Origin of the sequence: Rheinheimera soli (assembly GCF_031457405.1) — a bacterium.
GTDB classification, from domain to species: Bacteria; Pseudomonadota; Gammaproteobacteria; order Enterobacterales; family Alteromonadaceae; genus Pararheinheimera; species Pararheinheimera soli_A.
Window position 1 is genome coordinate 946,014 of sequence record NZ_JAVDWR010000001.1, and the last position, 23,595, is coordinate 969,608.

A 23,595-nucleotide genomic window follows, 5' to 3' on the forward strand; every position below is an offset into this window, starting at 1 on the left:
AGGCAAACGTCAAAGAGCACAAACCTCGTGACAAAAGGACCATCAACACCACATAGCTTTCCTGGCTGGACAGACTTATTTCAGTCTTTGTCTATGCCCTTTGTGTTGCTGCAACGCCAAACCAATCAGAAAATAAAACTGCTGCGAAGCAACACAGCCTTTCAGCAGTTATTTAATCTGCGGCTGACCTCCCGTACTCAAGGTTTAAACCAGCTTCCAGCCGATTTTATCAGCCAATTGCAGCTGCTGTGCCAGCATCAAAAGCCAGTGTTCTGGTGCCTGAGCAGTGACCAGGACAACTGCCGGCAGTTTAAAATGCAACTCGAGCAACCAGACCCCTCGGATCCTGCCTGTTACTTGCTGGTGATGCAGGATATCAGCGAACAGCAGACTGCTCTGCTGTTGCTGCAGCAACAGAAAGATGAGCTGCAAAAGCGGCTAACCGATATAGAGCAGCTGAAAAATCGCATCAGTGAACAAGCCATCCGCGATCCCTTAACCAATTTATTTAATCGCCGCTTCCTCAATGAGTTTATGGAGCGTGAGCTGGCTTTAGCCAGACGCAACCAAAAACCTTTGGCGGTGGTGATGCTGGACCTGGATCACTTTAAACAACTCAATGATCAGTTTGGGCATCAGACAGGTGACACTGTCATTGAGATGGTGGCAAAACATTTACTTCGTCAAAGCAGACGAACAGATATTTTGTTCCGCTACGGCGGGGAGGAGTTTCTGGTGATTTTACCTAATACCAACGCAGCACAAGCCAGACATCTGGCGGAAAACTGGCGGCAGCATGTACAGCAAGCTCAGATTTTTGCAAAACATCAGACCATCAGTATTACCTTGTCTGCTGGTTTGGCTTGTTATCCTGAGCATGGAACTACAGCCTTTAACTTAATTCAGGCCGCAGATGAAGCCTTGTATCAGGCTAAAGCAGCAGGCAGAAATCAGGTAATGATGTGTTAACACTGGTTTTGTAAAAACAAAAAGGAACCGAAGTTCCTCTTTGTACTATGTTATTACCGCCTTGGCTTAAAAAGCACCACGCAATGCTGCAATACGTTTTTCCAGCGGCGGATGGCTTAAAAACAGCTCTGATGCAGCTGGTTTGCTGGCTATACCAAAAGCCATCATCGAACCTTCCAGCTGACTTTCGTGGTTATTACGTAAACGCTCCAGCGCTGCGACCATTTTATTGGCACCAACCAGTTTGGCTGCACCTGCATCAGCACGGTATTCACGTTGACGCGAAAACCACATGACGATAATGCTAGCCAGTACACCAAAAGCCATTTCCAGCACAATAACAGTCATCATATAAGCAAAACCATTACTACTGCCGCCTTCGTCATTGCGGTTACCACTGATAGCACCGGCAATTAAACGGGCAAAGAAGATCACAAAAGTGTTCACCACGCCCTGAATCAACGTTAGTGTCACCATATCACCATTAGCAACGTGTGAGACTTCATGCGCCAGCACGGCCTCCACTTCTTCTTCACGCATATTGCGCATTAAGCCTGTGCTAACCGCCACCAAAGCATTATTACGGCTGGCCCCTGTGGCAAAAGCGTTCATTTCCGGTGAGTCGTAAATAGCCACTTCAGGCATACCAATACCAGCCTGCTGAGCCTGACGGCGCACCGTATCAAACAACCATTGTTCAGTGGCATTACGTGGCTGGGTGATCACCACAGCACCGGTAGAGCGTTTGGCCATCCATTTCGACATAAACAATGAAATGAACGACCCACCAAAACCAAATACTGCTGCAAACACCAACAGGCCGCCTATGCTGCGGCTATCGATGCCCAGCACTCTGAAAACAATGCTAAGTACAATACTTAACACCAACATGACCGCCAGGTTTGTGGCTAAGAACAGTATAATTCGCTTCATAGATACCTCGTTTATTAAGCTACTGCTTGTACTATATGGCTTAGAAGTGTTTTTTCAATGAAAGTGCGACAAGCAATTGTAAAGAAAGATGAATGGCGTTGTCAGTGCGTTATTTAACACTAATCCAGCAGCGCCTGAACAAAAGCCGTGGCAAGCTCTGTATTGATCTGTGGTTCGGACTGGTAAGGTAAAACGCCAAGACATGGCGCTGTCAGCTTTTGTTGCAAATAACGGATGTTTTCCTGCTGATACGCCATATCAGGGTCAATACAATTAGCCACCCAGCCCAGCAGCTTCAGGCCAGAGTGTTCAATTTCGCGTACCGTCAATAAGGCGTGGTTTAAGCAGCCGAGTTTCATCCCCACCACCAGTAGCACCGGCAATTGCTGTTCTGTCACCCAATCTGCCATAGTGCTGTGATCACCCAGTGGTAATAACCAGCCACCAGCACCTTCTACTAAAGCTATATCAGCATCCACATTTTGGAGCTTTTGTAACTCTTTAGTCAGAATGCTAGAGTCAATAACAAGCTCTGCTTTTGCAGCCGCCAAATGCGGGGCTACTGCATCGGTCAGACAATAGGGATTCACCTGCTGATAACTAAGCGCCGCTGTCGCATGCTGCTGCAATTGCAAAGCGTCGGTATTAAAGCCCGACTCATTGACTCCGGCTGCTACTGGCTTTTGCGCCACAGTGCGATGGCCCAGAGCTTTTAAGCCTTGCAGCAAGGCTACCGCCACATAAGTTTTGCCAGCATCAGTATCTGTGCCTGTGATAAAGACTGTCTGCATTTTTTACTCTTTGCTTTTCTTAGTAAGGACCAGGTGCAACACCTGATAACTGGCACTGATGCTTCCGTCGATGCAACGGGATGGATAAGCCTGCTGTACTTTTTGCCAGCGTTGTTTACCAGTTAAGGCTTTATTACGGCCTTGGGTGACTGTATTGGCGCCTAAATCTTTCAGTTCCCGAGCCAACGCCAGTACATCCGGATACGACAGCTGCACTTGCTCAGTCTGCAACTCTAAGCCTGATTCCGGATACTGCTGTTGTAGTTGCAGAAAGAAGCTTAAAGGCAAAAATTGGTTGATATGCTGATGATGATCCACCTGTGCCCAGGCCTGTTTAAATTCCTCTAAAGTGCCATCAAGCAAGGTACTCAGCACAGCTGAACCACCGGGCTTTAACACACGGTTGATTTCTCGCAGCACCAGCTGTGGTTGTTCGCACCATTGCAACATCAGGCTGGAGAAGACCCGGTTGATGCTTTCACTCGCTATAGGCAAAGCCTGAGCATCAGCCTGAACCGCCAAAGTGGCATCTTGTGCTTCCCTGGTTTTTTGTAACATGTCATGACTTAAATCCAGTGCTATTAAGTCGGTGCAATGTTGTTTTAACTTTGGATGAAACCAGCCAGGGCCAGAGCCTAAATCCAGTAACAATCCATCTGTTGGTTTTAATAAAGTCAAAGCTTTAGCTGCAACCAGGCGCTGTAAACGTGCTGCCTGTTCATAACTCTCACGGGCACGACCAAAATGGCGGGCTATATCGTCCGTTAAAGCCAGCGCATTCATATCAGCTGCTCCAGCTTTTGTACTAAAAATCGAATATCGTCGCTCTGATGTAAGGCAGATAAGGTAATGCGTAACCTCGCACTGCCCTGCGGCACCGTAGGTGGACGTATGGCGCTAAGCCAAATGCCTTGTTTTTTCAGCGAGGCGCTGATCAACATCGCCTTGTCTGAATCGCCAATAATCAGCGGTTGTATCGCGGTGTTTGATGGCAATACAGTGAAACCAGCATCAGCAGCCAGAGTTTTAAACAGCTGAATATTGTCGTTCAGTTTGTCTCTGCGCCACCCTTGACTGCGGCTTAACTCAACAGAAATTTTCATCGCCCAGCACAAAGCCGGTGATAAGGCTGTGCTGTAAATATAATGCCGGGCAAACTGGCGTAAATAATCAATCATGGTGGCTGAACCTGCCAAAAAAGCGCCCTGACCTGCTAATGCTTTGCCAAAGTTGGCCATCAGACACAACATATCGCCGGATTGAAGGCCTTGTGCATCCCAGCTGCCCCTGCCTTCGGCGCCAAGCACGCCCAAAGCATGAGCATCATCCAGTAGCAAATCAGCTTTGTTTTTTTTACAAAGTGCAGATACAGCGGGTAAATCCGGACTATCGCCATCCATGCTAAATACGCCTTCGGTCACCACCAAAGCGGATGGGTAACGTTGTAACAGCATATCCAGCGCAGCTAAATCCTGATGAGGGAAACGTTTATAGCCAGCATCAGCATGGAGCGCCGCATCAATCAAGGACGCATGGCAAAGCTTGTCTAAAAGCAGTTGATCGGTTTTATCCGTTAAATGCTGCAGCATTACCTGATTGGCAGCAAAACCAGAGGAAAACAGCAATACATCATCCACGCCAAGCCAGTCGCATAGCTCATCGGATAAAGCACGATGGGCATAATGAAACCCTGTGACTAAAGGCGAACCTGAACTACCCACCCCAAAACGTTCAGCCCCTTCGGCCAGAGCTTTGATCAGCTGTGGTTCTGTGGCTAAACCCAGATAGTCATTACCGGAAAAATTGAGATATGCGCCTTGCTTATTTTGCAGCAAACGGCCCTGATACGAATCAATAGCCGGATGCTGCCGATACAAGCCAGCTGCTTTGCGCTCCAAAATCTGCTGCGCAAAGCGCTGTAACCTGTCCATAAATAAACTTAAACCGCGCTGTGGAATAAAGACGGCGTATTTTGCTCTTTAATGGCGTCGGCTAAAGCCGCTTCATGCGCTTCATCTGAAACATCATGACGCTGCTCAGGCACAATGCCTAGCTTGGCGAATAACAACATATCGGCATCCGCTTCCGGGTTTTCTGTGGTCAGTAACTTATCACCGTAAAATATCGAGTTGGCGCCTGATAGAAAACACAGCGCCTGCATTTGCTCGTTCATGCGTGAACGGCCAGCAGATAAACGCACATGGCTTTGTGGCATCATGATACGGGCTACTGCAATAGTGCGGATAAACTCGAAGCCATCTAAGTCTTCGACATTTTCCATAGGTGTGCCCTGCACTTTCACCAGCATATTAATAGGCACACTTTGTGGGTGTTCTGGTAAATTTGCCAGCTGCATCAACAGTGCGGATCTGTCGTTGGCCGACTCGCCCATACCCACTATGCCACCACAACAGACTTTCATACCAGCATCACGCACATGCTGCAACGTGTCTAATCTGTCCTGATATGTACGGGTAGTGATAATTTCACCGTAAAACTCAGGAGAGGTGTCCAGGTTATGGTTGTAATAATCCAAACCGGCCTGTTTTAACTCCTGCGCCTGACCTGCATCGAGTTTACCCAGCGTCATACAGGTTTCTAAGCCCATTTCTTTCACGCCTTTGACCATTTCCATCAGGAACGGCATATCCCGCTGTTTTGGATTGCTCCAGGCCGCCCCCATACAAAAACGGCTGGCACCTTTGTCTTTCGCGGCTTTAGCCTGAGTTAACACTTTTTCCACTTCTAATAAACGTTCGCGTTCAAGGCCGGTATTGTAATGACCGCTTTGAGGGCAATATTTACAGTCTTCAGCGCAGGCGCCGGTTTTAATCGACAACAAGGTACTGATCTGCACTTCGTTCGGTTTAAAAAACTGACGGTGCACCGTCTGGGCCTGAAAAACTAAGTCATTAAAAGGTAAAGCAAATAAGGCATTTACTTCAGCCAGAGTCCAGTTGTGACGAAGTGGTAAAACTGCAGACATAAAATTCCCCGAAGACAAGCCACAGACAAATTGTGGTCTTTTAAATTTTCCGTTAGTCTATCGGCCCTTAGCGCCATGTCAACGCCAACCAGTTCACAAAGTTTACTGTAGGTTATTTTATGAGCATAAATCTTGAGTTTGACCGTCAGCATATCTGGCATCCTTATACGTCTTTAAGCACACCTTTGCCTGTGTATCCAGTGGTCAGCGCGCAAGGTTGTGATCTGATGCTGGAAGATGGCCGAACTCTGGTTGACGGTACTTCGTCCTGGTGGGCTGCTATTCATGGTTACAATCACCCGGAATTAAATGCAGCGCTTGTGGCGCAAAGCCAGAAAATGAGCCATGTGATGTTTGGCGGCATCACCCATCAGCCTGCAGTGGATCTGGCGAAGTTATTACTTGAGATGGTGCCGCAGGGTTTAACTAAAGTCTTTTTTGCCGACAGCGGCTCTATATCAGTCGAAGTGGCGATCAAAATGGCGCTGCAATACTGGTTAGGTTTAGGCCAGCCAGAAAAAAGCCGTTTATTGACCATTCAAAAGGGCTATCACGGCGATACCTTTGCCGCTATGTCGGTCTGCGATCCGGTGGATGGCATGCATTCGATGTTCAAAGATCAAATTATCCCGCAGTTATTCGCTCCCGCTCCACAAAGCCAGTTTGACGGCGACTTTTTAGCTGAAGATGAGCAGGCTTTGACGGCTTTATTTGAGCAGCATCACCTGCAGCTGGCGGCTTTTATTCTGGAACCTATATTACAAGGCGCCGGAGGTATGCGTTTTTATCATCCGGATTATTTAAAACTAGCGCGTAAGCTTTGTGATCAGTATCAGGTGTTATTGATTGCCGATGAAATCGCCACAGGTTTTGGCCGGACCGGAAAACTCTTTGCTTGCCATCATGCAGACATCAGCCCGGATATTATCTGTCTGGGCAAAGCCTTAACAGGTGGTTATCTGACGCTTGCCGCGACTTTGTGCAATAACAAAGTCGCAGACGGCATAGCTTTGGGCGCAGTGCCGGCTTTAATGCACGGTCCTACTTATATGGCTAACCCGCTGGCCTGTGCTGTGGCGCTAAAAAGCCTGCAATTAGTGCAACAAAACCAGTGGCAAGCTCAGGTCGCAGCTATAGAACAGCAGTTAAAACTGGAACTTGCGCCCTGCCGTCTTTCACCTTTTGTCGCTGATGTGCGGGTATTGGGTGCTATTGGTGTGGTCGAAATGAAGCAGAATGTCGATGTGGCAGCCATGCAAAAAGCTTTTGTTGAACTGGGCGTCTGGATCCGGCCTTTTGGCAAACTGCTGTATTTAATGCCACCTTATATTATCAGCCCTGCCCAACTTGCTAAATTGACCTCTGCACTTTGCCTTTTGAGCAATCAGGCGCAGCAGAAGGATATCCAGGCTTTACCCGGAGCCTGAAGCGTCTAATCAATAGTCGAAAATACAAATAACACCACGGCGCTTAAAAACAGCAGAAAAAATAAGTTTAGGCGCCAGCCATCGTCACGGCGTCTGTTGCGAAACTGATGCAGCACTAAAGTGGCGGCAGTAAACACCAGACACCATCGCACTAATACTTCAAGTTTCACCACTAATGCTTTATCCCATTCCTGTTCAATGGCAATGCCCCAATACTGCACCAAACCACTGTTAAATTCTGGTTTGGCCAAATGTGCCAGAGCCAAGCCCATGATCAGTAAAAACCAGGCGCCCAAATTCAGCATAGCCAACAGTAACATCAGCCAATCGGCACCTTTACGACGCTCTTTTGGCTTAAGATCGGGCTCTGAAGCGCTCATTTTGGAATTCCTCACAATTTTTACTTGTGTTCAGTCTTTGCCTCAGTATGATGTCTGCTTTTGGGTTTTTACAGTTTCTTAAGTAAGTTGGAGCAGGTTGCATGACGCATGCAGTAATCAAAGATGTGCTGTCTGGCCAGTATCAGGTTGGCGATACAGTCACAGTAAAAGGGTGGATCCGCACTAAACGTGATTCCAAAGCCGGGATTTCATTTTTAGCCGTGCACGACGGCAGCTGCTTTGATGCAGTTCAGGCCGTTGCTCCGGCTGATTTGAATAATTACGAAAACGAAGTGAAACGTCTGACCACAGCCTGTTCTGTGATTGTGACTGGCACTATTGCGAAGTCAGAAGGTCAGGGTCAGGCTTTTGAAATTCAGGCCTCTTCTGTTGAAGTAGTTGGCTGGGTGGAAAACCCGGACACCTACCCTATGGCACCAAAACGCCACAGCATGGAATACCTGCGTGAACAGGCGCATTTACGTGCCCGTACTAATATGGTTGGCGCTATCACCCGTGTGCGTCACTGTTTAGCTCAGGCCATTCACCGCTTCTTCCACGAACGTGGTTTCTACTGGATCAGCACACCTATTATTACAGGTGCTGATGCTGAAGGCGCTGGTGAAATGTTCCGTGTCAGCACCCTGGATATGGAAAACCTGCCCCGTGACGACAAAGGCGCTATTGATTACAAACAGGACTTTTTCGGTAAAGAAACCTTCCTGACGGTATCAGGCCAGTTGAACGTTGAAACCTATGCCTGTGCTTTGTCTAAGGTGTACACCTTCGGCCCGACTTTCCGTGCTGAAAACTCAAACACTACCCGTCACTTAGCTGAATTCTGGATGATTGAACCCGAAGTAGCTTACGCCGAATTAAAAGACGTGGCGCAGCTGGCGGAAGACATGCTGAAGTTTGTATTTAAAGCCGTATTAGAAGAACGTGCTGACGATATGGCATTTTTTGCTGAACGTGTGGACGAAAATGCAGTCAGCCGTTTGCAGAACATGATCGATTCAAGTTTTGTTCGTATGGATTACACAGACGCTGTCGAAATTCTGAAAAACTGCGGTAAGAAGTTTGATTACCCTGTGGAATGGGGTGTGGATTTACAGTCAGAGCACGAACGCTACTTAGCTGAAGTGCATGTAGGCGCTCCTGTGATTCTGCAAAACTATCCAAAGGATATCAAAGCCTTTTACATGCGGATGAATGAAGACGGTAAAACTGTGGCTGCTATGGATATTCTGGCACCAGGTATTGGTGAAATCATAGGCGGCAGCCAACGTGAAGAGCGTTTAGAGCAGCTGGATGCCCGTATGGACCAGATGGGTCTGAACAAAGAAGACTACAGCTGGTACCGCGACCTGCGCCGTTACGGCACAGTGCCACATGCTGGTTTTGGTTTAGGTTTTGAACGTCTGGTGTCTTATGTCACTGGTGTGGGCAACGTACGTGACGTCATCGCTTTCCCTCGTACACCTGGTAACGCTGACTTCTAAGCTATAGCTGATAGAGCAAAAAGGCCTCATTTGAGGCCTTTTTTCTGACATTTAGCTGGCGAAGCAGCTTTAGTTAGGCACCCTGTTAAACGCAGGTTCTTCAAAATACTGATAAAATTCGTTCTCTAAGGCTTGCTTGCGTTCAGTCTGATAAGAGCTCGCTTTGGACAAAGCGACACCGAAGACCTCAAGGTAACTTTGCTCCATCAGTTGCTGTAACAACGCTTTATCCACCAGTCCAAGCAACTCTCCAGCATAAAAAAAGCCTTCAGCCCTATGTTTTAATGCCAGTACATTCTGACCGGCTTTTTTCGCCTGGAACAGCTGGTCAAACTGCTGCCTGACCTGATTGATAAAAATACTGCGTTGATCCATGGTCTGATTTCAATCCTTCGAACTGTAATTACTGGTAATCGCTGAAAAACTCTTCTACAGCCAAAGGCGCTTTGGCCGCAACTTCCTGCGCGCAAGTGCCTAAATACAGAAAACCAACAATTTCATCGTCTTCCCCAAGCTCAAAAGCCTGCTTTACAAATTCATATTGAGTGTAAGCGCCTGTGCGCCAAATACCACCGAACCCCAAAGCAAAAGCAGCCTGCTGCATTGCCATCACAGCACAAGCAGCCGACTGGGTTTGCTCAGACAAAGGCACTTTAGGGTGATTGACACATTTGGCGATACACACAATCACCATAGGAGCACGCAAAGGTAACTGCCGGGCACGTTCAATCAGCTCATTGGCCACTGAAGGATCTTCCTCAAGCGCAGCTTCGGCAAAAATATCGCCTAACTTTTCCAGAGATTTTTTGCCATTAACCACCACAAAACGCCAGGGTCTTAAATGACCATGATCAGGCACCTGCAAGGCTGCTTGTTTGATGATAGCCAGAGCTTCGCCACTGGGCGCAGGTTCAGTTAAACGTGCAGAAGAATAGCGGGTTGTTAATAACGTAACAGCATCCATATAGAAACCCTTTGATTTAGCTCAGTTAAGGCTACCAAACTTTATTTTGTCCATACAACAGCTTTTGCACTTACAGTCGTTGTTTGCTCAAGGACTGGGCGGAATAATAGAATAAAGTCCGGATCAGGCCTGAAGCTGTTGATACAACAGCTGATAGTGCAAGGCTGATTCTGCCCAACCAAACCGCTGTTGCATACCCCTTTGTTGCACTTCTTTGTACCATTCGGGTTGCTGATACAATTTCAATGCTCTGTTTAATGCTTCCAGCAATGCTGTCGATGTAGGTTCAAAAAAACCTATACCTGTCGGCTCACTATCGGCTAAATCCCGTACCGTATCTTTTAAACCGCCGGTTAAACGCACCAGAGGCACAGTGCCATAACGTAAGCTGTAAATTTGATTTAAACCACAAGGTTCAAACAAAGATGGCATCAGGAAAAAATCGCCTGCGGCTTCCAATTGATGGGATAAAGCTTCATTAAAGCCTTCGACAAAAACAAAACGTCCGGGAAATTTTTCGTTTAAAGCCTGCAATCGGCCAATATAAGCCAGATCCCCAGTGCCCATCATCAGCACTTGCGCATCAGCTTCAATCAACCATTGCTCTAAAGCAGGCAATAAATAAGCAAAACCTTTTTGCTCAGTCACCCGACTCACCAACACAAAAAGTGGTGCTGTATTTTGTTCAAGACCATAACGCTGCTTCAGTTCAGTTTTACAGGCCAGTTTGCCTTTGAGTTTAGTGCGACTGTACTTAGCCGTCAGATACAGATCCGTCGCCGGATCCCACTGCTCATAATCACAGCCATTGAGAATACCGGAGAAATCCTCCCCCCGGGCCTGATACAAAGCAGCCAAGCCGTTTGCAGCGGGTTCAGACAATAATTCAGTGGCATAACCTTTGCTGACGGTATTTACTTTATCCGCATAAGCCAGGCCCAAAGCCAGCATGCTTGAACCTGCCATAGCAGTGGATGGATAAACTTCAGTCTGAGCCCGATCAGCAGCAGACAAAGCTTGCTGATAAGCGCCATTGTGAATGGTAAAGAGTATTTTGGTACCAGGCAAAGCCTGTTGATAAAACTGCTTTAAATAATAGGCCGCTATGCCGGTTTGCCAATCATGACCATGAATAAGATCAGGGACCCAGCCTGTCTCCACACACCACTGCAAAGCTGCTTTGCAGAAAAATGCAAAACGCAATGCATTATCCGGATAAGCATCTTGCCCGTCATCATAAGGCCGTGGCCGGCCAAAATAGTCATGATGCTCAATCAGTGCCAGCGGCACTTCTGAATTTAACAGAGGACGGACAGCGCAGCCCTGCGCCTGTCCGCCCAACGCAAAATAGACGGACTGCCAGTTCTCTTCGACCGGAACAGAGTAAAGGCTGCCATAACGAGGCAGCACTACCTTGACTTCATGTCCCAGCTTTTGCATTTCTGTAGCTAAACCCCGGCTGGCATCAGCCAGACCCCCGGTTTTAATTACACCTTCAAACTCACTGCATAAAAACAACACACGCATTGATTATTTCCCACTAAAGGCCGCTGTTTGATCTGCGGCCTTTACGACCACAGCATCAGTCAAATCCTACCATTGCCCCTTTAGGGATCACCACAACACCGTCAGCCGACACATGGAAACGCTGACGATCCAGCACCGGATCTTCACCAATAATGGTATTAGGTGCTATTTTCACATCTTTGTCGATGATAGCACGACGTATACGGCAACCCCGTCCTATATCGTTATTACCCATCAATACACATTTTTCAATATAAGCATGACTGTGCACTACAGTGTTATATCCCAAAATAGACTGATAGACGATAGCACCACTGACAATACAACCTGAGGCCACCATAGAGCTGATGGCCTGCCCTGTTCTATTGGCTTCATCATGCACAAATTTCGCTGGCGGCATAGGTGGTGTGTAACTGCGTAGCGGCCAGTATTTATTGTATAAATCCAGCGGCGGCTGCACTGAAATTAAATCCATGTTGGCTTCATAGTAAGAATCTATAGTCCCCACATCCCGCCAGTAGCCTTTGGAGTCTGCTTGCTCACCACGGATCATGTTCGTCGAAAAATCATACACATACACATTACCTGCCGGGTACATCTTCGGAATAATGTTATGACCAAAATCGTGTTTTGAATCAATTTGAGCCGCATCTTCGTTTAATACCTCAACTAAAGTTTTAGCGTCGAAAATATAATTGCCCATAGAGGCCAGCACATAATCAGGCCGTCCCGGAATGGTTTTAGGATTTGATTTAGGCTTTTCTTCAAAACCGACCATTTTTCCTGTGCTGTCGACTTCAATGACACCAAACTCATGGGCCTGAGACACAGGCACAGGAATAGCAGCGACAGTCAGCAGCGCATTGTTCTGCCGATGAAAGTTTAACATCTGCCGCACATCCATTTTGTAAATATGGTCGCCACCAAATACGCAGACTTGCTCCGGATCTATGCCTTGGATCAGGTGCAGATTCTGATAGACCGCATCTGCAGTCCCCAGGTACCAGTGCTTACCTGTTTGCATCTGCGCAGGAATAGGGTCAATAAATCTGTTGGTTAAACCTGTGACCCGCCATGCACGGCTTAAATGTTTCATCAGTGAATGTGATTTAAACTGAGTGATCACAAAAATCTGTAGCAGATCTGAATTCACAAAGTTATTCAGTACAAAATCGATAATCCTGTAATTGCCACCAAAGGGCACAGCCGGTTTGGCTCTGACTCCGGTCAAAGGTGCCAGTCTGGTCCCTTCGCCCCCCGCTAAAATCATGGTAAGTACACCAGACATATAAGTCTCCCTGTTAATAAACCCGACAATTTAACTATTACTTTTTTATTCTGTTTTTGTGAAAGCAAAGCTGATACCACAACAGGCAACAGCCTGAAAAAATTGTTGTTTTCCAACTGAATCAACGCCTCTGTGGACATTTAATTTAGGAACAACAGATGACACAGGTATGACAAAATTCCATTTTGGTGCAGAGATTCACTAGTGCACCAGAATTGAACAGCAGTTTTATGCATACGAATGCAATCACGACCTGAGTAATAGCGGGAATTAGGTAGGCTTAGCAAGTGAAAGTTAGAAAAATATATTTCATGGGGTCGATCAGAACAGAGCAATAAGCAGGATAAACACAGTTCCACCCAATTGTTATTGGGTGGAACCCAATTCACTACAGAGGTTTTATTACAGACGGGCAGCCAGTTCTGCGCCCTGACGGATAGCCCGTTTTGCATCCAGCTCAGCAGCCACATCAGCACCGCCTATCAGATGCACTTGTTGGCCAGCATCCAGCAGTTGCTGCTGCAAACTACGTTCTGGCTCCTGTCCGGCGCAAATAATGACATTATCAACGGCCAGGCAACGTTCCTGACCATCAATAGTGATCCAAAGACCAGCATCGTCAACCTTGTTGTAACTAACGCCAGAGAGCATCTCCACGCCTTTTTTCTTTAACGAACTGCGATGGATCCAACCTGTGGTTTTACCAAGGCCAGCCCCTACCTTGCTGGTTTTACGTTGCAACAAAAATACTTTACGTTCTGAAGGTTGTGCCGGCGCATCAGCCAACAAAGCACCACGGCTTTGATAGTCTTTATCTATGCCCCAGTCTTTTAACCAGGCATCGGGTTGCAAGGTCAATGAATGAGGTTCTGTCAGATACTCAGATACGTCAAAACCTATTCCACCTGCACCTATCACGGCTACATTTTGGCCAACAGGCTTATGATGTTTCAGCACATCCAGATAACTTAATACTTTAGGGTGATCAAAACCCGGAATATCCAGCTGACGGGCTTTGATGCCACTGGACAAGACCACATGATCATAACCACCAGCGGACAAACTCTCCGCCGTTTGCTCAGAATTCAGCTGCACATTCACCTTGTTTAGTTTCAGCATCTCGCCAAAATAACGCAGCGTCTGATAAAACTCTTCTTTACCAGGTATTTGTTTGGCATAGTTAAACTGACCGCCAATTTCACTGCCACGATCAAACAAAGTCACTTCATGGCCACGGGACGCTGCATAAACACTAAACGCCAAACCTGCCGGTCCTGCTCCTACAACCGCAATTTTTTTCTTCGAAGCAGCTGTTTCAAAATTCAGCTCGGTTTCGTAACAAGCCCGCGGGTTGACTAAACAACTGGCGCGTTTTTTCTGAAATACATGATCCAGGCAGGCCTGATTACAGGCGATACAGGTGTTAATCAGATGCGCCTGATCAGCTGCGGCTTTATTGACAAAGTCAGCGTCAGCCAAGAATGGCCGCGCCATACAAACCATATCCGCCTGTCCTGATTCAAGAATAGTCTCAGCCACTTGCGGGTCGTTAATACGGTTGGTTGCAATCACAGGAATACTGGCATGTTTGCGAACTTGCTCTGTCACCCAGCTAAAAGCAGCGCGAGGAACCATAGTACCAATGGTTGGTACCCGGGCTTCATGCCAGCCAATACCTGTGTTGAGCATAGTGGCGCCAGCTTTGGCCGCAGAAGAGGCTAAAGCTATGACTTCCTCGAAGCTGTTACCGTCTTCAACCAAATCCAGCATCGACAAACGGTAAATAATAATAAAATCTTCGCCACAGGCTTCACGTACAGCTTTTAAGATCTCCAGCACAAAACGGCAACGGTTTTCAAAACTACCACCCCACTGATCAGTGCGCTGATTGGTACGGCTGCATAAAAACTGATTCAGCAAATACCCTTCCGAGCCCATAATTTCCACGCCATCGTACCCTGCCTTTTTGGCTAGTTTGGCGGAGTGGGCAAAGTCAGCAATAGTGCTGCGAATTTGGCTGTCAGACAAAGCTTTGGGCTTAAAAGGTGTAATAGGTGATTGCACGGCGCTTGGCGCCACACTAAATGGATGATAACCATAACGGCCTGCATGCAGCAGTTGAATGCATATTTTTCCGCCATGCTGATGCACAGCTGCTGTCACCTTTTTATGTTTACCAGCCTGCCACCACCAGGTGAGCTGGCTGCCAAAAGGCACCAGATTGCCACGAAAATTAGGACTGATGCCTCCGGTGATAATTAAACCAACCCCACCTTTAGCCCGTTCAGCATAAAAGGCAGCCAGTTTATCAAAGCCTTGTTTTTCTTCTTCCAGGCCAGTATGCATAGAACCCATAATGACGCGATTTTTTAACTGAGTGAAGCCCAAATCCAGTGGGGCTAATAAATGCGGATATGCCACAACATTCTCTCTGGTCGTACCTGTTGAATGGAAAGAATGTAGCCGTTTTGCAGCGTTATCGCAAGAGATAAACATTTACTTACAAATTCGACCCTGAGCTTTAGCATTAAATTCGTTAGCATAGCTCTTTATTACTTTGCCAAAACTATAGGTACATCATATGTCTGAGAAAAAAACCGGGATCTTAAGACGCTTTTTTGGTGGTATTTGGCGCGCTATCAGTCTGATTCGCCACATCACTTTTAATCTGATTTTTGCCATTTTATTTATCGTTATTCTGGTCTCCATTTTCAGCAGCGACAATAAAGTGAAAGTCCCTGAAAGTGCAGCTTTAGTTCTGAACTTGTCCGGTGATTTGGTTGAAGAGAAACGTTATGTTGATCCTCTGGACCAGATCCTTAGTGAAGGTATGGGGTCACAGGACGAAGAACCAGAAATTTTAGTCACTGATCTGGTAAAAACCATTCAGGCAGCCAAAAAAGACGAACGCATCAAGGCCATAGTGCTGGACCTGTCTTCTTTTGGCAGAGGCTCTATGGATAAATTAACCATGGTTGGTTCTGCATTGCAGGACTTTAAAGCTGCAGGCAAAAAAGTACTGGCGACAGGCGATTATTACAGCCAAAACCAGTATTTCCTGGCGTCCTATGCCGACAGCATCAACTTAAATCCTATGGGCACAGTTTTGCTGGAAGGTTTTGGCAGCTTCCCTATGTATTACAAGTCTGCGTTAGAAAAATTAAAAGTGACCACTCATGTCTTCAAAGTTGGCACTTATAAATCTGCCGTAGAACCCTATACCCGCGATACCATGTCGGATGAAGCCAAAGAAGCCAACAAAGCGTGGTTAGACGAATTATGGGCCAGCTACAAACAACAAGTGGCTGAACGTCGTGGATTTGCGGTCGATAACTTCGATGAAACAATCACGGCCTTATACCAGAAGCTGCAGGCGGTGAATGGTGATATGACCCAGTATGCGCTGGATTCTAAATTAGTAGACAGCATCAAGACCCGCGAAGAATTCCGTCAGGACCTGATTGCTTTAGTGGGTGAAAACAAAAAACACAGCTTCAATCAGGTGCAGTTTAAAGATTATCAGGGTCTGGTATTGCGTCCTGTACAGTACGACAACCCATTAACTGAAAAAGTAGCTGTAGTGGTAGCTCGTGGCACTATTATCGATGGTTCAGCCAAAGCAGGCACCATTGGTGGTGACACCACAGCCGCCTTGTTACGTCGTGCCCGCTTTGATGAAAAAGTAAAAGCTGTGGTTCTGCGTATTGACAGTGGTGGTGGCAGCGCTTTTGCTTCTGAAATTATTGGTCAGGAAATCAAACTGTTAAAAGCTGCTGGCAAACCTGTTATAGCCTCTATGGGCGCAGTGGCTGCATCAGGTGGCTATTGGATAGCAGCGCCAGCTAACGAAATCTGGGCTTCTCCTACTACCATTACAGGTTCTATTGGTATCTTTGGTTTATTCCATACGCTGGAAAATGCCATGCCAGTCTTAGGGTTGAATATCGATGGCGTTGCCACCTCAGAATTGGCAGGTTTAAGCTCAGGCTTACCACTGTTTAAAGGCTTAACACCACAAATGTCAGGTATTTTCCAACTGCTTATCAACAAAGGCTACGATGACTTTATTGGCATGGTGGCCGAGAATCGCAATATGAGTAAAGAAGCTGTTGGCCAGGTTGCCCAGGGCCGGGTCTGGACTGGCACCAAGGCGCTGGAATTTGGCCTGGTGGATAAACTGGGCACCTTTGATGATGCTATTGCGGCAGCTGCTGAAAAAGCAGGCTTAAAGCAATACGACATTAAAGTGATGGAACAGGAATTAACGCCTGCAGAACAGTTGCTGCGTGACATGTTTGCTTCAAGTACTGTGCAGGCTTTGTTACCTGAATCCAGTCAGTCAAGCCTTAGCCCGCTACTGAAGAAAATTGTGACTCAGGTAAATCAGGACTTTAAAGTACTGGAACAGTTTAATGATCCAAAAGGTATCTACTCAGTCTGTATGAGTTGTACAGCGGTGAACTAAGTGAAGTCTTAAATCGATTAAAGAAGCCGCCTCGTGCGGCTTTTTTTACATCTAGTGAAAAAATCAGATCCACTAAAATACGAAACCCGTATCAACTTTCGCTGATACGGGTTCTGGGAATAATGGCGGAGGGGGAGAGATTCGAACTCTCGGAAGGCTATTAACCTTCGCCGGTTTTCAAGACCGGTGCATTAAACCGCTCTGCCACCCCTCCGGCGCCGCGTATGATAATCAGATCAGTTGTGAAAGAAAAGCATTTTTTTATACTTTGATAAAACAAGGTAAATGATTGAATTGTTTTACAAAGATAACTGCTGGCACTTTGGGAACTTCCCAAGTAATATAAAGTCAGAAAAGTAACTATTGAATGGAGAGAACAGCAATGTCCTACAACCAAAACACGCAAACTGGCCATATCGGCCATAGCGTTGAAGTCAACAAAGTACTACGTAATACCTATTTCCTGCTGGCCATGACTTTAGCATTCAGCGCAGTCACTGCCGGTATCTCCATGGCGATGAACTTCGGTTTTCTGATGGGGCTGGCGTTTTTAGTTGCTGGCATAGTTTTGAGTATTGTGGTGATGAAAAAAGCTGAAAGCGCTAGCGCGTTAGGCTGGATTTTCGCGTTCACAGGCTGTATGGGTGCTTCTATTGGTCCGATGCTGAACCGTTTTGTTGCGATGGCAAACGGACCAGAATTGATTATGCAGGCACTGGCGCTTACTGCTGTCGTGTTTTTTTCTTTGTCTGCATATGTTTTAACATCACGTAAAGATTTCAGCTTTATGGGCAACTTCTTGTTTGTAGGTCTGATTGTGGCGATAGTCGCTGGTTTGGCAAACATCTTCCTGCAAATCCCAGCCCTGCACCTGGCGATTAACGCAGCTGTAGTGATGATTATGTCTGGCTTAATTCTGTTTGATACCAGCCGTATCGTGAATGGTGGTGAAACCAACTACATCCGCGCTACTGTAGGTTTATACCTGAATATCTTTAACCTGTTCACTTCATTGCTGCAGTTACTGGGTATTATGGGCAGCGATGATTAATTAAGGCTTGAGATAAGCTGATGTTGCAGTAAAATGCCCCGCCTTAGTTGCGGGGTATTTTTTTGCCCTGATAAAAAAGCTTGATGTGACAGGTAGGTTAATGACCAGTTTTGTCGTTCTGATTGAAGGCCCGGTATTGCAGGGCCAAAGTTTTGTCAGCGCCTTGCGTTTTATGCAGCAGGCGGTTTTGGCTGGCCATACTGTAGATTCGGTGTTTTTATACCGGGATGCGGTGCATGCAGCTTCGGCTCTGATTGATTTACCTTCAGACGAACCCAACCTTTCAGCCAGGCTACAGCAGTTTTGCTGCCAGCATCAAATCCCCTTGCTGTTTTGTGTCACGGCAGCGGAAAAACGCGGTGTCTGCTCTAATGAGGTACAACCAGCTCAAGGTTATACGGCTGCTGGTTTAGCCGAGTTTGCGATGCGTTTGGCGCAAACAGATAAACTGGTGCAATTTTGATGAAAATAGCTGTGTTAGTCACGAAGTTGCCGCTGCAAGGTATTGAAGCCCGCGAAAGTCTGGATTTAATTTTTGCTTTAGCTGCGGTAGACCATCAGGTCAGCGTTATATTTAGCGATGATGCTGTGTATCAGTTGCTAAAAGCCGATGACAGCTCTGGTTTAATGGTCAAAGACTTCAGACGTAGTTTTAAACTGTTTGAGCTGTACGAGATTGAGCAGTTGTATGTATGCGCCGAATCGTTACGGCAACGTAAACTCGAAGCCACTGAGCTTGTGCTGGATGTTCAGCCTCTGGATAGTACAGAGCTTGGCCAATTGCTTTTAACGCAGCAGCATCTGATTAAGGCCTGATATGAGACTCTTTGATCTAAGCCATAACCAGTTGCCTGCTCTGTTACGCTTAGTCAGCACAGAAGATAAAGTGCTGTTAAGGCAAGAGGCTGTGTATTTAATGAAAAGCGCTCAGCTCAATAAGCTGCCTTGCACTCTTTATTGCCTGGCCACAGATGCCGCAGCTCGCGGCGTGATTATCTCCGAACCTTTTACCGCACTCAATGACAGCCAGTGGTTCGCATTAGTGCTACAAGCGAAGCAACAACTCTGATGACAGAACTGATTTTAAATAACTTGCACTACCCTCTGGATAAACATGGCTATCTGGCTGATTTGACCTTGTGGACGCCGGAGCTGGCAGACGAATTTGCCCGTTTAGAACAGATCGAAATGACAGATGCACACTGGGAAGTGGTGAATTTTGTCCGTGCTTTTTACCAGGTGTATCAAACCTCTCCTGCCATACGTTTATTAGTCAAAAGTATGGGAGAAAAACTGGGAGCAGATAAAGGCAATAGCAAGTATCTGTTTTTGTTGTTTCCGGAAGGTCCGGCGAAACAAGCCACACGTATTGCCGGTTTGCCAAAACCTGCCAAGTGCCTTTGAATCTGGCGGCTTAAAAACAAAGGCTGTTAATTCAGCCCTTTGTACATGCTCATTCCAGCGTCAAAACTGGTGATCACCACCGCTGCAATCACACCAATCAATAGCAGCCAATACACCCAGCGCAACATGGTCTTTACCGGATTTGGTCTGGTTTTACGCACAACCACATGACGGGGTATAGGAGTTTTTTTTGAATTTTGTTGTTGTTCTTTGATTAATGACATCAGTTTTACCCAGTACAAAGGAGCAGAAAGCTGCTCCTTTCAGAAAGAACAAGGAGTTCAGATTAACAGCGGATCTCCGTTTTACCACCCATATAAGGCTGTAACACAACTGGGATCTGAATAGAACCATCAGCTTGCTGATAATTTTCTAAAATAGCAACCAAAGTACGACCCACAGCCAAACCAGAACCGTTTAAGGTATGCAGCAGCTCAGGCTTTTTGCCCTCACCCGGACGGAAACGGGCTTGCATACGACGGGCCTGAAAATCGCCCATGCTTGAGCAGGAAGAAATTTCACGGTAAGTATTTTGCGCAGGTAACCAGACTTCCAGGTCATAGGTTTTGGTTGAGCCAAAACCCATATCACCAGTACAAAGCAACATGGTGCGGTAAGGCAACCCTAACAGCTGCAGTACTTTTTCTGCATGGCCTGTTAACTCTTCCAAAGCAGCAAAAGACTGATCCGGATGCACTAACTGTACTAATTCCACTTTGTCAAACTGATGCTGACGGATTAAACCACGGGTATCACGGCCATAAGAGCCAGCTTCACTGCGGAAACAAGGCGTATGTGCAGTGTATTTTTGTGGTAATTCAGTCAGTTCAAAAATACAGTCGCGGGCTAAGTTAGTCACTGGTACTTCAGCCGTTGGGATCAACGACATACCCACACCTTCTTCAGTGGCTGGTTTGGTATGGAATAAATCTGCACCAAACTTTGGCAACTGGCCAGTGCCGTACAAAGACGCAGCGTTGACCAGATAAGGCACATACAATTCAGTGTAACCATGCTGCTCTGTGTGTAAGTCCAGCATAAACTGGCTTAAAGCACGATGCAGACGGGCAATTTGACCACGCATCACGACAAAACGTGAACCTGCGATTTTTACCGCATTTTCAAAATCCAGACCTTTGTCCAGCGCTTCGCCTAAAGCCACATGATCTTTAGGTTCAAAATCAAAAGCACGGGCTTCCCCCCACTGACGCACCATCACATTGCCCGTTTCATCTTTACCTGCCGGCACAGACTCATGCGGTAAGTTTGGAATAGCGCTGACAATAGCATCCCACTGGGCTAATACAGCATCGAGCTTTTGCTTGGCCTCTTCGAGCTGTGCACCTAAACCATCCACTTCCGCCAGTAATGGCGCGATGTCTTCACCACGGGCTTTGGCCTGGCCTATCGCCTTGGATTTGGTGTTACGTGAATTCTGTAAGTCCTGAGTCGCCATTTGCAACTCGCGGCGCTGTGCTTCCAGCGTCTCTAGCGTAGCAACATCCAGCACAAAACCACGGTCCGCTAAACGTTGGGCGGTCTGAGCCAATTCGGCTCTTAAAAATTTTGCATCTAACATAGTGATTACTTCATTGAGCCCAGCTTTAAACCCAGCCAGGCGAGTGTTAAACAAATCAGCACGTTCAGCACAACATTCAGGCCGGCTTTCACCAAATCACCTTGTTGCAGCAATAAAACAGTGTCGAGTGAAAAAGTCGAAAAGGTAGTAAAGGCACCTAAAAAACCTACGCCGATCAAGGTTTTCCACGGATCAACCGTCAGATGTTCGGCTAAAAACAGGCCATAAAGCAGACCCAATACAAAAGACCCGAGAATATTAACCAGCAAAGTCGCAAAAGGGAATGATTTACCACAAAGATGCAGCATTAATTCGCCTAAACCAAAACGGCAACAAGCGCCCAAAGCGCCACCAATAGCCACAGCCAGATAGGCATGCATTAATCCTGTCCTTTTGCGTGTTGGTCCAGCATAGCTAAATAGGCCATTTTGTCCTGCAGTTGTTTCTCTAAACCACGATCAGAAGGCTGATAAAACTTCATGCCTGCCATCTCTGCGGGCAAATAGACTTCCCCGGCCGCATAAGCGCCGGGCTCGTTATGGGCATAACGATAGGCCTTACCAAAACCTTGTTGTTTTGCCAAAGCAGTAGGCGCATTGCGTAAATGATCCGGCACTTCATAAGAGGGGTGTTGCTGCACGTATTGGCGCATCTGGTTAAAGGCGCTATAGACCGCATTGGATTTAGGCGCTAACGCCATATACACAGCAGCCTGAGCTATAGCCCGCTCACCTTCAGCAGGTCCTACCCGGGCAAAGGTATCCCAGGCATCCAAAGCTATAGTTAAAGCTCGTGGGTCGGCATTGCCTATATCTTCACTGGCGATAGCGAGCAATCGGCGTGCTACATACAAAGGATCGCCACCGCCTTCTAAAATACGGCAGTACCAGTACAAAGCCGCATCTGGGTTTGAACCACGCACCGATTTATGAAAGGCAGAAATTAAATCGTAAAAAATATCTCCCTGATGATCAAAACCCGGCAATTGCCGTGGCACCAACTGGCGGAATAAGTCAGCCGTTAATTCAGTGACAGCTACACCCTGCTGCGCAGTTTCAACCGCTTGTTCAAATAAGTTTAATAAACGCCGGGCGTCGCCATCAGCCAGCTGCAGCAATAAAGATTGGGCGTCACTGCTTATCTGTACCAGCTGGCCTTGCTGCTGATAATGAACCAAGGCACGCTCTGTCACAGAGGTCAGATCTTCTGCTGTCAGCTTTTTTAAAATACAGACACGGGCGCGGGATAACATAGCGTTATTCAGTGCAAAGGCAGGATTTTCTGTGGTCGCCCCAATAAAAATAATAGTGCCATCTTCGATATGAGGTAAAAACGCATCCTGCTGCGCTTTGTTAAAGCGGTGCACTTCATCAACAAATAACAAAGTACGCTGGTTCTGGGCTAAACGTTGTTTGGCCGCCTGAATTTCTTCACGTATTTCTTTGACACCAGCTGTCACGGCAGATAAACGGGCAATAGCGGCTTTGGCATAAATGGCGATGAGCTCTGCTAAAGTCGTTTTGCCTGTACCAGGAGGGCCCCATAAAATAAGCGAAGAGATGCGCCCTGCTTCTATCGCTTTACGCAGCGGTGTGCCAGGCCCCAGCACTTGCTGCTGCCCTACATAGTCCGATAGTTGAGTTGGCCTCAGCAGCGCTGCCAGAGGCCTTATATCGTCGTGAAATTCAAAGCCGAGGTTGTTCACTTGACGCGTTGATCATCCACTTCAGCAGTCGTTGGAATCACAAACTGGAACAGCTCTGATGCCAGCGGCGTGTTGTATTGCACCAGATTAAATTCAAAAGTGCTGTTCTGACCATTGCTGTCCATCACGACCATTTGCGATAACGCCAAACCAGAGAATTTCAGGCTGAGTTTTTTCACTGCATTGCCAGGATCTTTTGGTGTGATATCAAACTGCTCATCAGCGCCTGTGACATCATACTGAGCCCATAATTTAGGGTCATGCGAAGTTAAGAGCACAAAAGGGGTTTTCTGCACTTGCTCTTTGGCATCATAAATACTGACCTGATCTAAAACTTCAGCATAAAACCACAGTGTTTTACCATCGCCGATAAACAAATTTGGTTCTGGGGTCTGGGTTTCAAAACGAAATAAAGATGGCTGCTTCAGTGACAACATGCCTTCGCCTTGTTGGATCAGCTTATTGCTGGCATCCACGACGGTTTGATCAAAACTGGCCTGAAAACTGGTTAAACGAGCCAATTTGTTCTGTAACGCATCCGCCTGATCCGCCACAGCCATAAAAGCAGGCAGCATCACAGACAACACCAGGGCAACAGCTTTATTTGCTACAGTTTTTTTCATA

At 46.8% G+C, this 23,595-nt stretch carries 25 protein-coding genes and 1 tRNA gene; 9 read left to right on the forward strand and 17 right to left on the reverse strand.

Annotated elements, in window-relative coordinates; genetic code table 11:
* Positions 1 to 27 precede the first annotated feature (27 nt).
* On the forward strand, positions 28 to 969 hold the full coding sequence (locus J2W69_RS04280) for a GGDEF domain-containing protein (protein ID WP_310274873.1): 942 nt from the start codon (positions 28 to 30) through the stop codon (positions 967 to 969).
* 66 nt (positions 970 to 1,035) lie between these two features.
* Here J2W69_RS04280 and htpX read toward each other — a convergent pair whose 3' ends face one another.
* The 5 genes from htpX to bioB all read right to left on the reverse strand — a co-directional run bounded on the left by htpX (position 1,036) and on the right by bioB (position 5,679).
* Complete coding sequence (htpX, locus tag J2W69_RS04285) at positions 1,036 to 1,902, reverse strand: protease HtpX (protein WP_310274875.1); 867 nt, start codon at positions 1,900 to 1,902, stop codon at positions 1,036 to 1,038.
* Between the two features lie 119 nt (positions 1,903 to 2,021).
* Complete coding sequence (gene bioD, locus J2W69_RS04290) at positions 2,022 to 2,693, reverse strand: dethiobiotin synthase (protein WP_310274877.1); 672 nt, start codon at positions 2,691 to 2,693, stop codon at positions 2,022 to 2,024.
* Between the two features lie 3 nt (positions 2,694 to 2,696).
* Complete coding sequence (bioC, locus tag J2W69_RS04295) at positions 2,697 to 3,476, reverse strand: malonyl-ACP O-methyltransferase BioC (protein WP_310274879.1); 780 nt, start codon at positions 3,474 to 3,476, stop codon at positions 2,697 to 2,699.
* Positions 3,473 to 4,624 (reverse strand): aminotransferase class I/II-fold pyridoxal phosphate-dependent enzyme, encoded by a 1,152-nt coding sequence (locus tag J2W69_RS04300; protein ID WP_310274881.1) that lies wholly within the window; start codon positions 4,622 to 4,624, stop codon positions 3,473 to 3,475. The genes bioC and J2W69_RS04300 overlap by 4 nt, the downstream gene beginning before the upstream one ends.
* An 8-nt stretch (positions 4,625 to 4,632) precedes the next feature.
* Positions 4,633 to 5,679: a biotin synthase BioB gene (gene bioB / locus J2W69_RS04305; RefSeq protein WP_008897416.1), complete on the reverse strand. Its 1,047-nt coding sequence runs from the start codon at positions 5,677 to 5,679 to the stop codon at positions 4,633 to 4,635.
* Between the two features lie 119 nt (positions 5,680 to 5,798).
* Here bioB and bioA point away from each other — a divergent pair, with 119 nt between their 5' ends.
* Positions 5,799 to 7,106: an adenosylmethionine--8-amino-7-oxononanoate transaminase gene (bioA, locus tag J2W69_RS04310; protein ID WP_310274884.1), complete on the forward strand. Its 1,308-nt coding sequence runs from the start codon at positions 5,799 to 5,801 to the stop codon at positions 7,104 to 7,106.
* Between the two features lie 5 nt (positions 7,107 to 7,111).
* Here the strand turns inward: bioA and J2W69_RS04315 are convergent, their stop codons facing one another.
* Positions 7,112 to 7,486: a hypothetical protein gene (locus J2W69_RS04315; RefSeq protein ID WP_310274886.1), complete on the reverse strand. Its 375-nt coding sequence runs from the start codon at positions 7,484 to 7,486 to the stop codon at positions 7,112 to 7,114.
* 101 nt (positions 7,487 to 7,587) lie between these two features.
* On the opposite strand from J2W69_RS04315, the gene asnS reads away from it, so the two are divergent.
* Entirely contained in the window at positions 7,588 to 8,988 is a 1,401-nt protein-coding gene (gene asnS / locus J2W69_RS04320; RefSeq protein WP_310274888.1) for an asparagine--tRNA ligase, read from the forward strand.
* A 69-nt stretch (positions 8,989 to 9,057) separates the two neighbouring features.
* On the opposite strand, the gene J2W69_RS04325 is transcribed toward asnS, so the two are convergent.
* The 5 genes from J2W69_RS04325 to J2W69_RS04345 all read right to left on the reverse strand — a co-directional run bounded on the left by J2W69_RS04325 (position 9,058) and on the right by J2W69_RS04345 (position 15,188).
* Positions 9,058 to 9,363, reverse strand: a complete 306-nt coding sequence (locus J2W69_RS04325) for a hypothetical protein (protein WP_310274891.1) — start codon at positions 9,361 to 9,363, stop codon at positions 9,058 to 9,060.
* A 28-nt stretch (positions 9,364 to 9,391) separates the two neighbouring features.
* Complete coding sequence (locus tag J2W69_RS04330; RefSeq protein ID WP_310274893.1) at positions 9,392 to 9,952, reverse strand: NAD(P)H nitroreductase; 561 nt, start codon at positions 9,950 to 9,952, stop codon at positions 9,392 to 9,394.
* A 123-nt stretch (positions 9,953 to 10,075) separates the two neighbouring features.
* Positions 10,076 to 11,479: a glycogen synthase gene (locus J2W69_RS04335; protein ID WP_310274895.1), complete on the reverse strand. Its 1,404-nt coding sequence runs from the start codon at positions 11,477 to 11,479 to the stop codon at positions 10,076 to 10,078.
* Between the two features lie 55 nt (positions 11,480 to 11,534).
* A complete protein-coding gene (glgC, locus tag J2W69_RS04340) occupies positions 11,535 to 12,767 on the reverse strand; it encodes a glucose-1-phosphate adenylyltransferase (RefSeq protein WP_310274897.1) in 1,233 nt (410 codons plus the stop codon).
* 402 nt (positions 12,768 to 13,169) lie between these two features.
* Positions 13,170 to 15,188, reverse strand: coding sequence for an oxidoreductase (locus J2W69_RS04345; RefSeq protein WP_310274900.1), 2,019 nt, complete (start codon positions 15,186 to 15,188; stop codon positions 13,170 to 13,172).
* Positions 15,189 to 15,348: 160 nt separating this feature from the next.
* Here J2W69_RS04345 and sppA point away from each other — a divergent pair, with 160 nt between their 5' ends.
* Positions 15,349 to 17,232: a signal peptide peptidase SppA gene (sppA, locus tag J2W69_RS04350; protein WP_310274902.1), complete on the forward strand. Its 1,884-nt coding sequence runs from the start codon at positions 15,349 to 15,351 to the stop codon at positions 17,230 to 17,232.
* A gap of 123 nt (positions 17,233 to 17,355) precedes the next feature.
* Here the strand turns inward: sppA and J2W69_RS04355 are convergent.
* Positions 17,356 to 17,446: transfer RNA gene (locus J2W69_RS04355), tRNA-Ser, on the reverse strand.
* Positions 17,447 to 17,614: 168 nt separating this feature from the next.
* On the opposite strand from J2W69_RS04355, the gene J2W69_RS04360 reads away from it, so the two are divergent.
* The 5 genes from J2W69_RS04360 to J2W69_RS04380 all read left to right on the forward strand — a co-directional run bounded on the left by J2W69_RS04360 (position 17,615) and on the right by J2W69_RS04380 (position 19,687).
* Positions 17,615 to 18,283 (forward strand): Bax inhibitor-1/YccA family protein, encoded by a 669-nt coding sequence (locus tag J2W69_RS04360; RefSeq protein WP_310274904.1) that lies wholly within the window; start codon positions 17,615 to 17,617, stop codon positions 18,281 to 18,283.
* Positions 18,284 to 18,383: 100 nt separating this feature from the next.
* Positions 18,384 to 18,746, forward strand: a complete 363-nt coding sequence (gene tusD / locus J2W69_RS04365) for a sulfurtransferase complex subunit TusD (protein WP_310274906.1) — start codon at positions 18,384 to 18,386, stop codon at positions 18,744 to 18,746.
* Entirely contained in the window at positions 18,746 to 19,099 is a 354-nt protein-coding gene (gene tusC / locus J2W69_RS04370; protein WP_310274908.1) for a sulfurtransferase complex subunit TusC, read from the forward strand. The genes tusD and tusC overlap by 1 nt, the downstream gene beginning before the upstream one ends.
* 1 nt (position 19,100) lies before the next feature.
* Positions 19,101 to 19,352 carry a DsrH/TusB family sulfur metabolism protein gene (locus J2W69_RS04375; protein ID WP_310274910.1) on the forward strand — a complete coding sequence of 84 codons (252 nt, stop codon included), beginning with the start codon at positions 19,101 to 19,103 and terminating at the stop codon, positions 19,350 to 19,352.
* Complete coding sequence (locus J2W69_RS04380) at positions 19,352 to 19,687, forward strand: TusE/DsrC/DsvC family sulfur relay protein (RefSeq protein WP_310274912.1); 336 nt, start codon at positions 19,352 to 19,354, stop codon at positions 19,685 to 19,687. The genes J2W69_RS04375 and J2W69_RS04380 overlap by 1 nt, the downstream gene beginning before the upstream one ends.
* A gap of 26 nt (positions 19,688 to 19,713) precedes the next feature.
* Here the strand turns inward: J2W69_RS04380 and J2W69_RS04385 are convergent, their stop codons facing one another.
* The 5 genes from J2W69_RS04385 to lolA form a co-directional block, all read right to left on the reverse strand.
* A complete protein-coding gene (locus J2W69_RS04385) occupies positions 19,714 to 19,911 on the reverse strand; it encodes a hypothetical protein (protein WP_310274914.1) in 198 nt (65 codons plus the stop codon).
* Positions 19,912 to 19,973: 62 nt separating this feature from the next.
* On the reverse strand, positions 19,974 to 21,266 hold the full coding sequence (serS, locus tag J2W69_RS04390; RefSeq protein ID WP_310274916.1) for a serine--tRNA ligase: 1,293 nt from the start codon (positions 21,264 to 21,266) through the stop codon (positions 19,974 to 19,976).
* A 5-nt stretch (positions 21,267 to 21,271) separates the two neighbouring features.
* The gene (gene crcB, locus J2W69_RS04395; RefSeq protein ID WP_310274918.1) at positions 21,272 to 21,646 is read right to left on the reverse strand and encodes a fluoride efflux transporter CrcB; all 375 of its coding nucleotides are present in this window, start codon (positions 21,644 to 21,646) and stop codon (positions 21,272 to 21,274) included.
* A complete protein-coding gene (locus J2W69_RS04400) occupies positions 21,646 to 22,971 on the reverse strand; it encodes a replication-associated recombination protein A (RefSeq protein ID WP_310274920.1) in 1,326 nt (441 codons plus the stop codon). The genes crcB and J2W69_RS04400 overlap by 1 nt, the downstream gene beginning before the upstream one ends.
* Positions 22,968 to 23,594 (reverse strand): outer membrane lipoprotein periplasmic chaperone LolA, encoded by a 627-nt coding sequence (lolA, locus tag J2W69_RS04405; RefSeq protein ID WP_310274922.1) that lies wholly within the window; start codon positions 23,592 to 23,594, stop codon positions 22,968 to 22,970. The genes J2W69_RS04400 and lolA overlap by 4 nt, the downstream gene beginning before the upstream one ends.
* Between the last annotated feature and the right edge of the window lies 1 nt (position 23,595).

What these genes read in the sequence shown, in the direction of transcription:
- J2W69_RS04360 (WP_310274904.1), top strand. Translation starts at nt 17,615, where the DNA reads ATGTCCTACAACCAAAACACGCAAACTGGCCATATCGGCCATAGCGTT.
- lolA (WP_310274922.1), bottom strand. Translation starts at nt 23,594, where the DNA reads ATGAAAAAAACTGTAGCAAATAAAGCTGTTGCCCTGGTGTTGTCTGTG.
- glgC (WP_310274897.1), bottom strand. Translation starts at nt 12,767, where the DNA reads ATGTCTGGTGTACTTACCATGATTTTAGCGGGGGGCGAAGGGACCAGA.
- bioB (WP_008897416.1), bottom strand. Translation starts at nt 5,679, where the DNA reads ATGTCTGCAGTTTTACCACTTCGTCACAACTGGACTCTGGCTGAAGTA.
- J2W69_RS04315 (WP_310274886.1), bottom strand. Translation starts at nt 7,486, where the DNA reads ATGAGCGCTTCAGAGCCCGATCTTAAGCCAAAAGAGCGTCGTAAAGGT.
- tusD (WP_310274906.1), top strand. Translation starts at nt 18,384, where the DNA reads ATGACCAGTTTTGTCGTTCTGATTGAAGGCCCGGTATTGCAGGGCCAA.
- J2W69_RS04300 (WP_310274881.1), bottom strand. Translation starts at nt 4,624, where the DNA reads ATGGACAGGTTACAGCGCTTTGCGCAGCAGATTTTGGAGCGCAAAGCA.
- serS (WP_310274916.1), bottom strand. Translation starts at nt 21,266, where the DNA reads ATGTTAGATGCAAAATTTTTAAGAGCCGAATTGGCTCAGACCGCCCAA.
- bioC (WP_310274879.1), bottom strand. Translation starts at nt 3,476, where the DNA reads ATGAATGCGCTGGCTTTAACGGACGATATAGCCCGCCATTTTGGTCGT.
- crcB (WP_310274918.1), bottom strand. Translation starts at nt 21,646, where the DNA reads ATGCATGCCTATCTGGCTGTGGCTATTGGTGGCGCTTTGGGCGCTTGT.
- J2W69_RS04325 (WP_310274891.1), bottom strand. Translation starts at nt 9,363, where the DNA reads ATGGATCAACGCAGTATTTTTATCAATCAGGTCAGGCAGCAGTTTGAC.
- J2W69_RS04375 (WP_310274910.1), top strand. Translation starts at nt 19,101, where the DNA reads ATGAGACTCTTTGATCTAAGCCATAACCAGTTGCCTGCTCTGTTACGC.
- sppA (WP_310274902.1), top strand. Translation starts at nt 15,349, where the DNA reads ATGTCTGAGAAAAAAACCGGGATCTTAAGACGCTTTTTTGGTGGTATT.
- J2W69_RS04335 (WP_310274895.1), bottom strand. Translation starts at nt 11,479, where the DNA reads ATGCGTGTGTTGTTTTTATGCAGTGAGTTTGAAGGTGTAATTAAAACC.
- J2W69_RS04380 (WP_310274912.1), top strand. Translation starts at nt 19,352, where the DNA reads ATGACAGAACTGATTTTAAATAACTTGCACTACCCTCTGGATAAACAT.
- J2W69_RS04385 (WP_310274914.1), bottom strand. Translation starts at nt 19,911, where the DNA reads ATGTCATTAATCAAAGAACAACAACAAAATTCAAAAAAAACTCCTATA.
- bioA (WP_310274884.1), top strand. Translation starts at nt 5,799, where the DNA reads ATGAGCATAAATCTTGAGTTTGACCGTCAGCATATCTGGCATCCTTAT.
- bioD (WP_310274877.1), bottom strand. Translation starts at nt 2,693, where the DNA reads ATGCAGACAGTCTTTATCACAGGCACAGATACTGATGCTGGCAAAACT.
- J2W69_RS04330 (WP_310274893.1), bottom strand. Translation starts at nt 9,952, where the DNA reads ATGGATGCTGTTACGTTATTAACAACCCGCTATTCTTCTGCACGTTTA.
- tusC (WP_310274908.1), top strand. Translation starts at nt 18,746, where the DNA reads ATGAAAATAGCTGTGTTAGTCACGAAGTTGCCGCTGCAAGGTATTGAA.
- htpX (WP_310274875.1), bottom strand. Translation starts at nt 1,902, where the DNA reads ATGAAGCGAATTATACTGTTCTTAGCCACAAACCTGGCGGTCATGTTG.
- asnS (WP_310274888.1), top strand. Translation starts at nt 7,588, where the DNA reads ATGACGCATGCAGTAATCAAAGATGTGCTGTCTGGCCAGTATCAGGTT.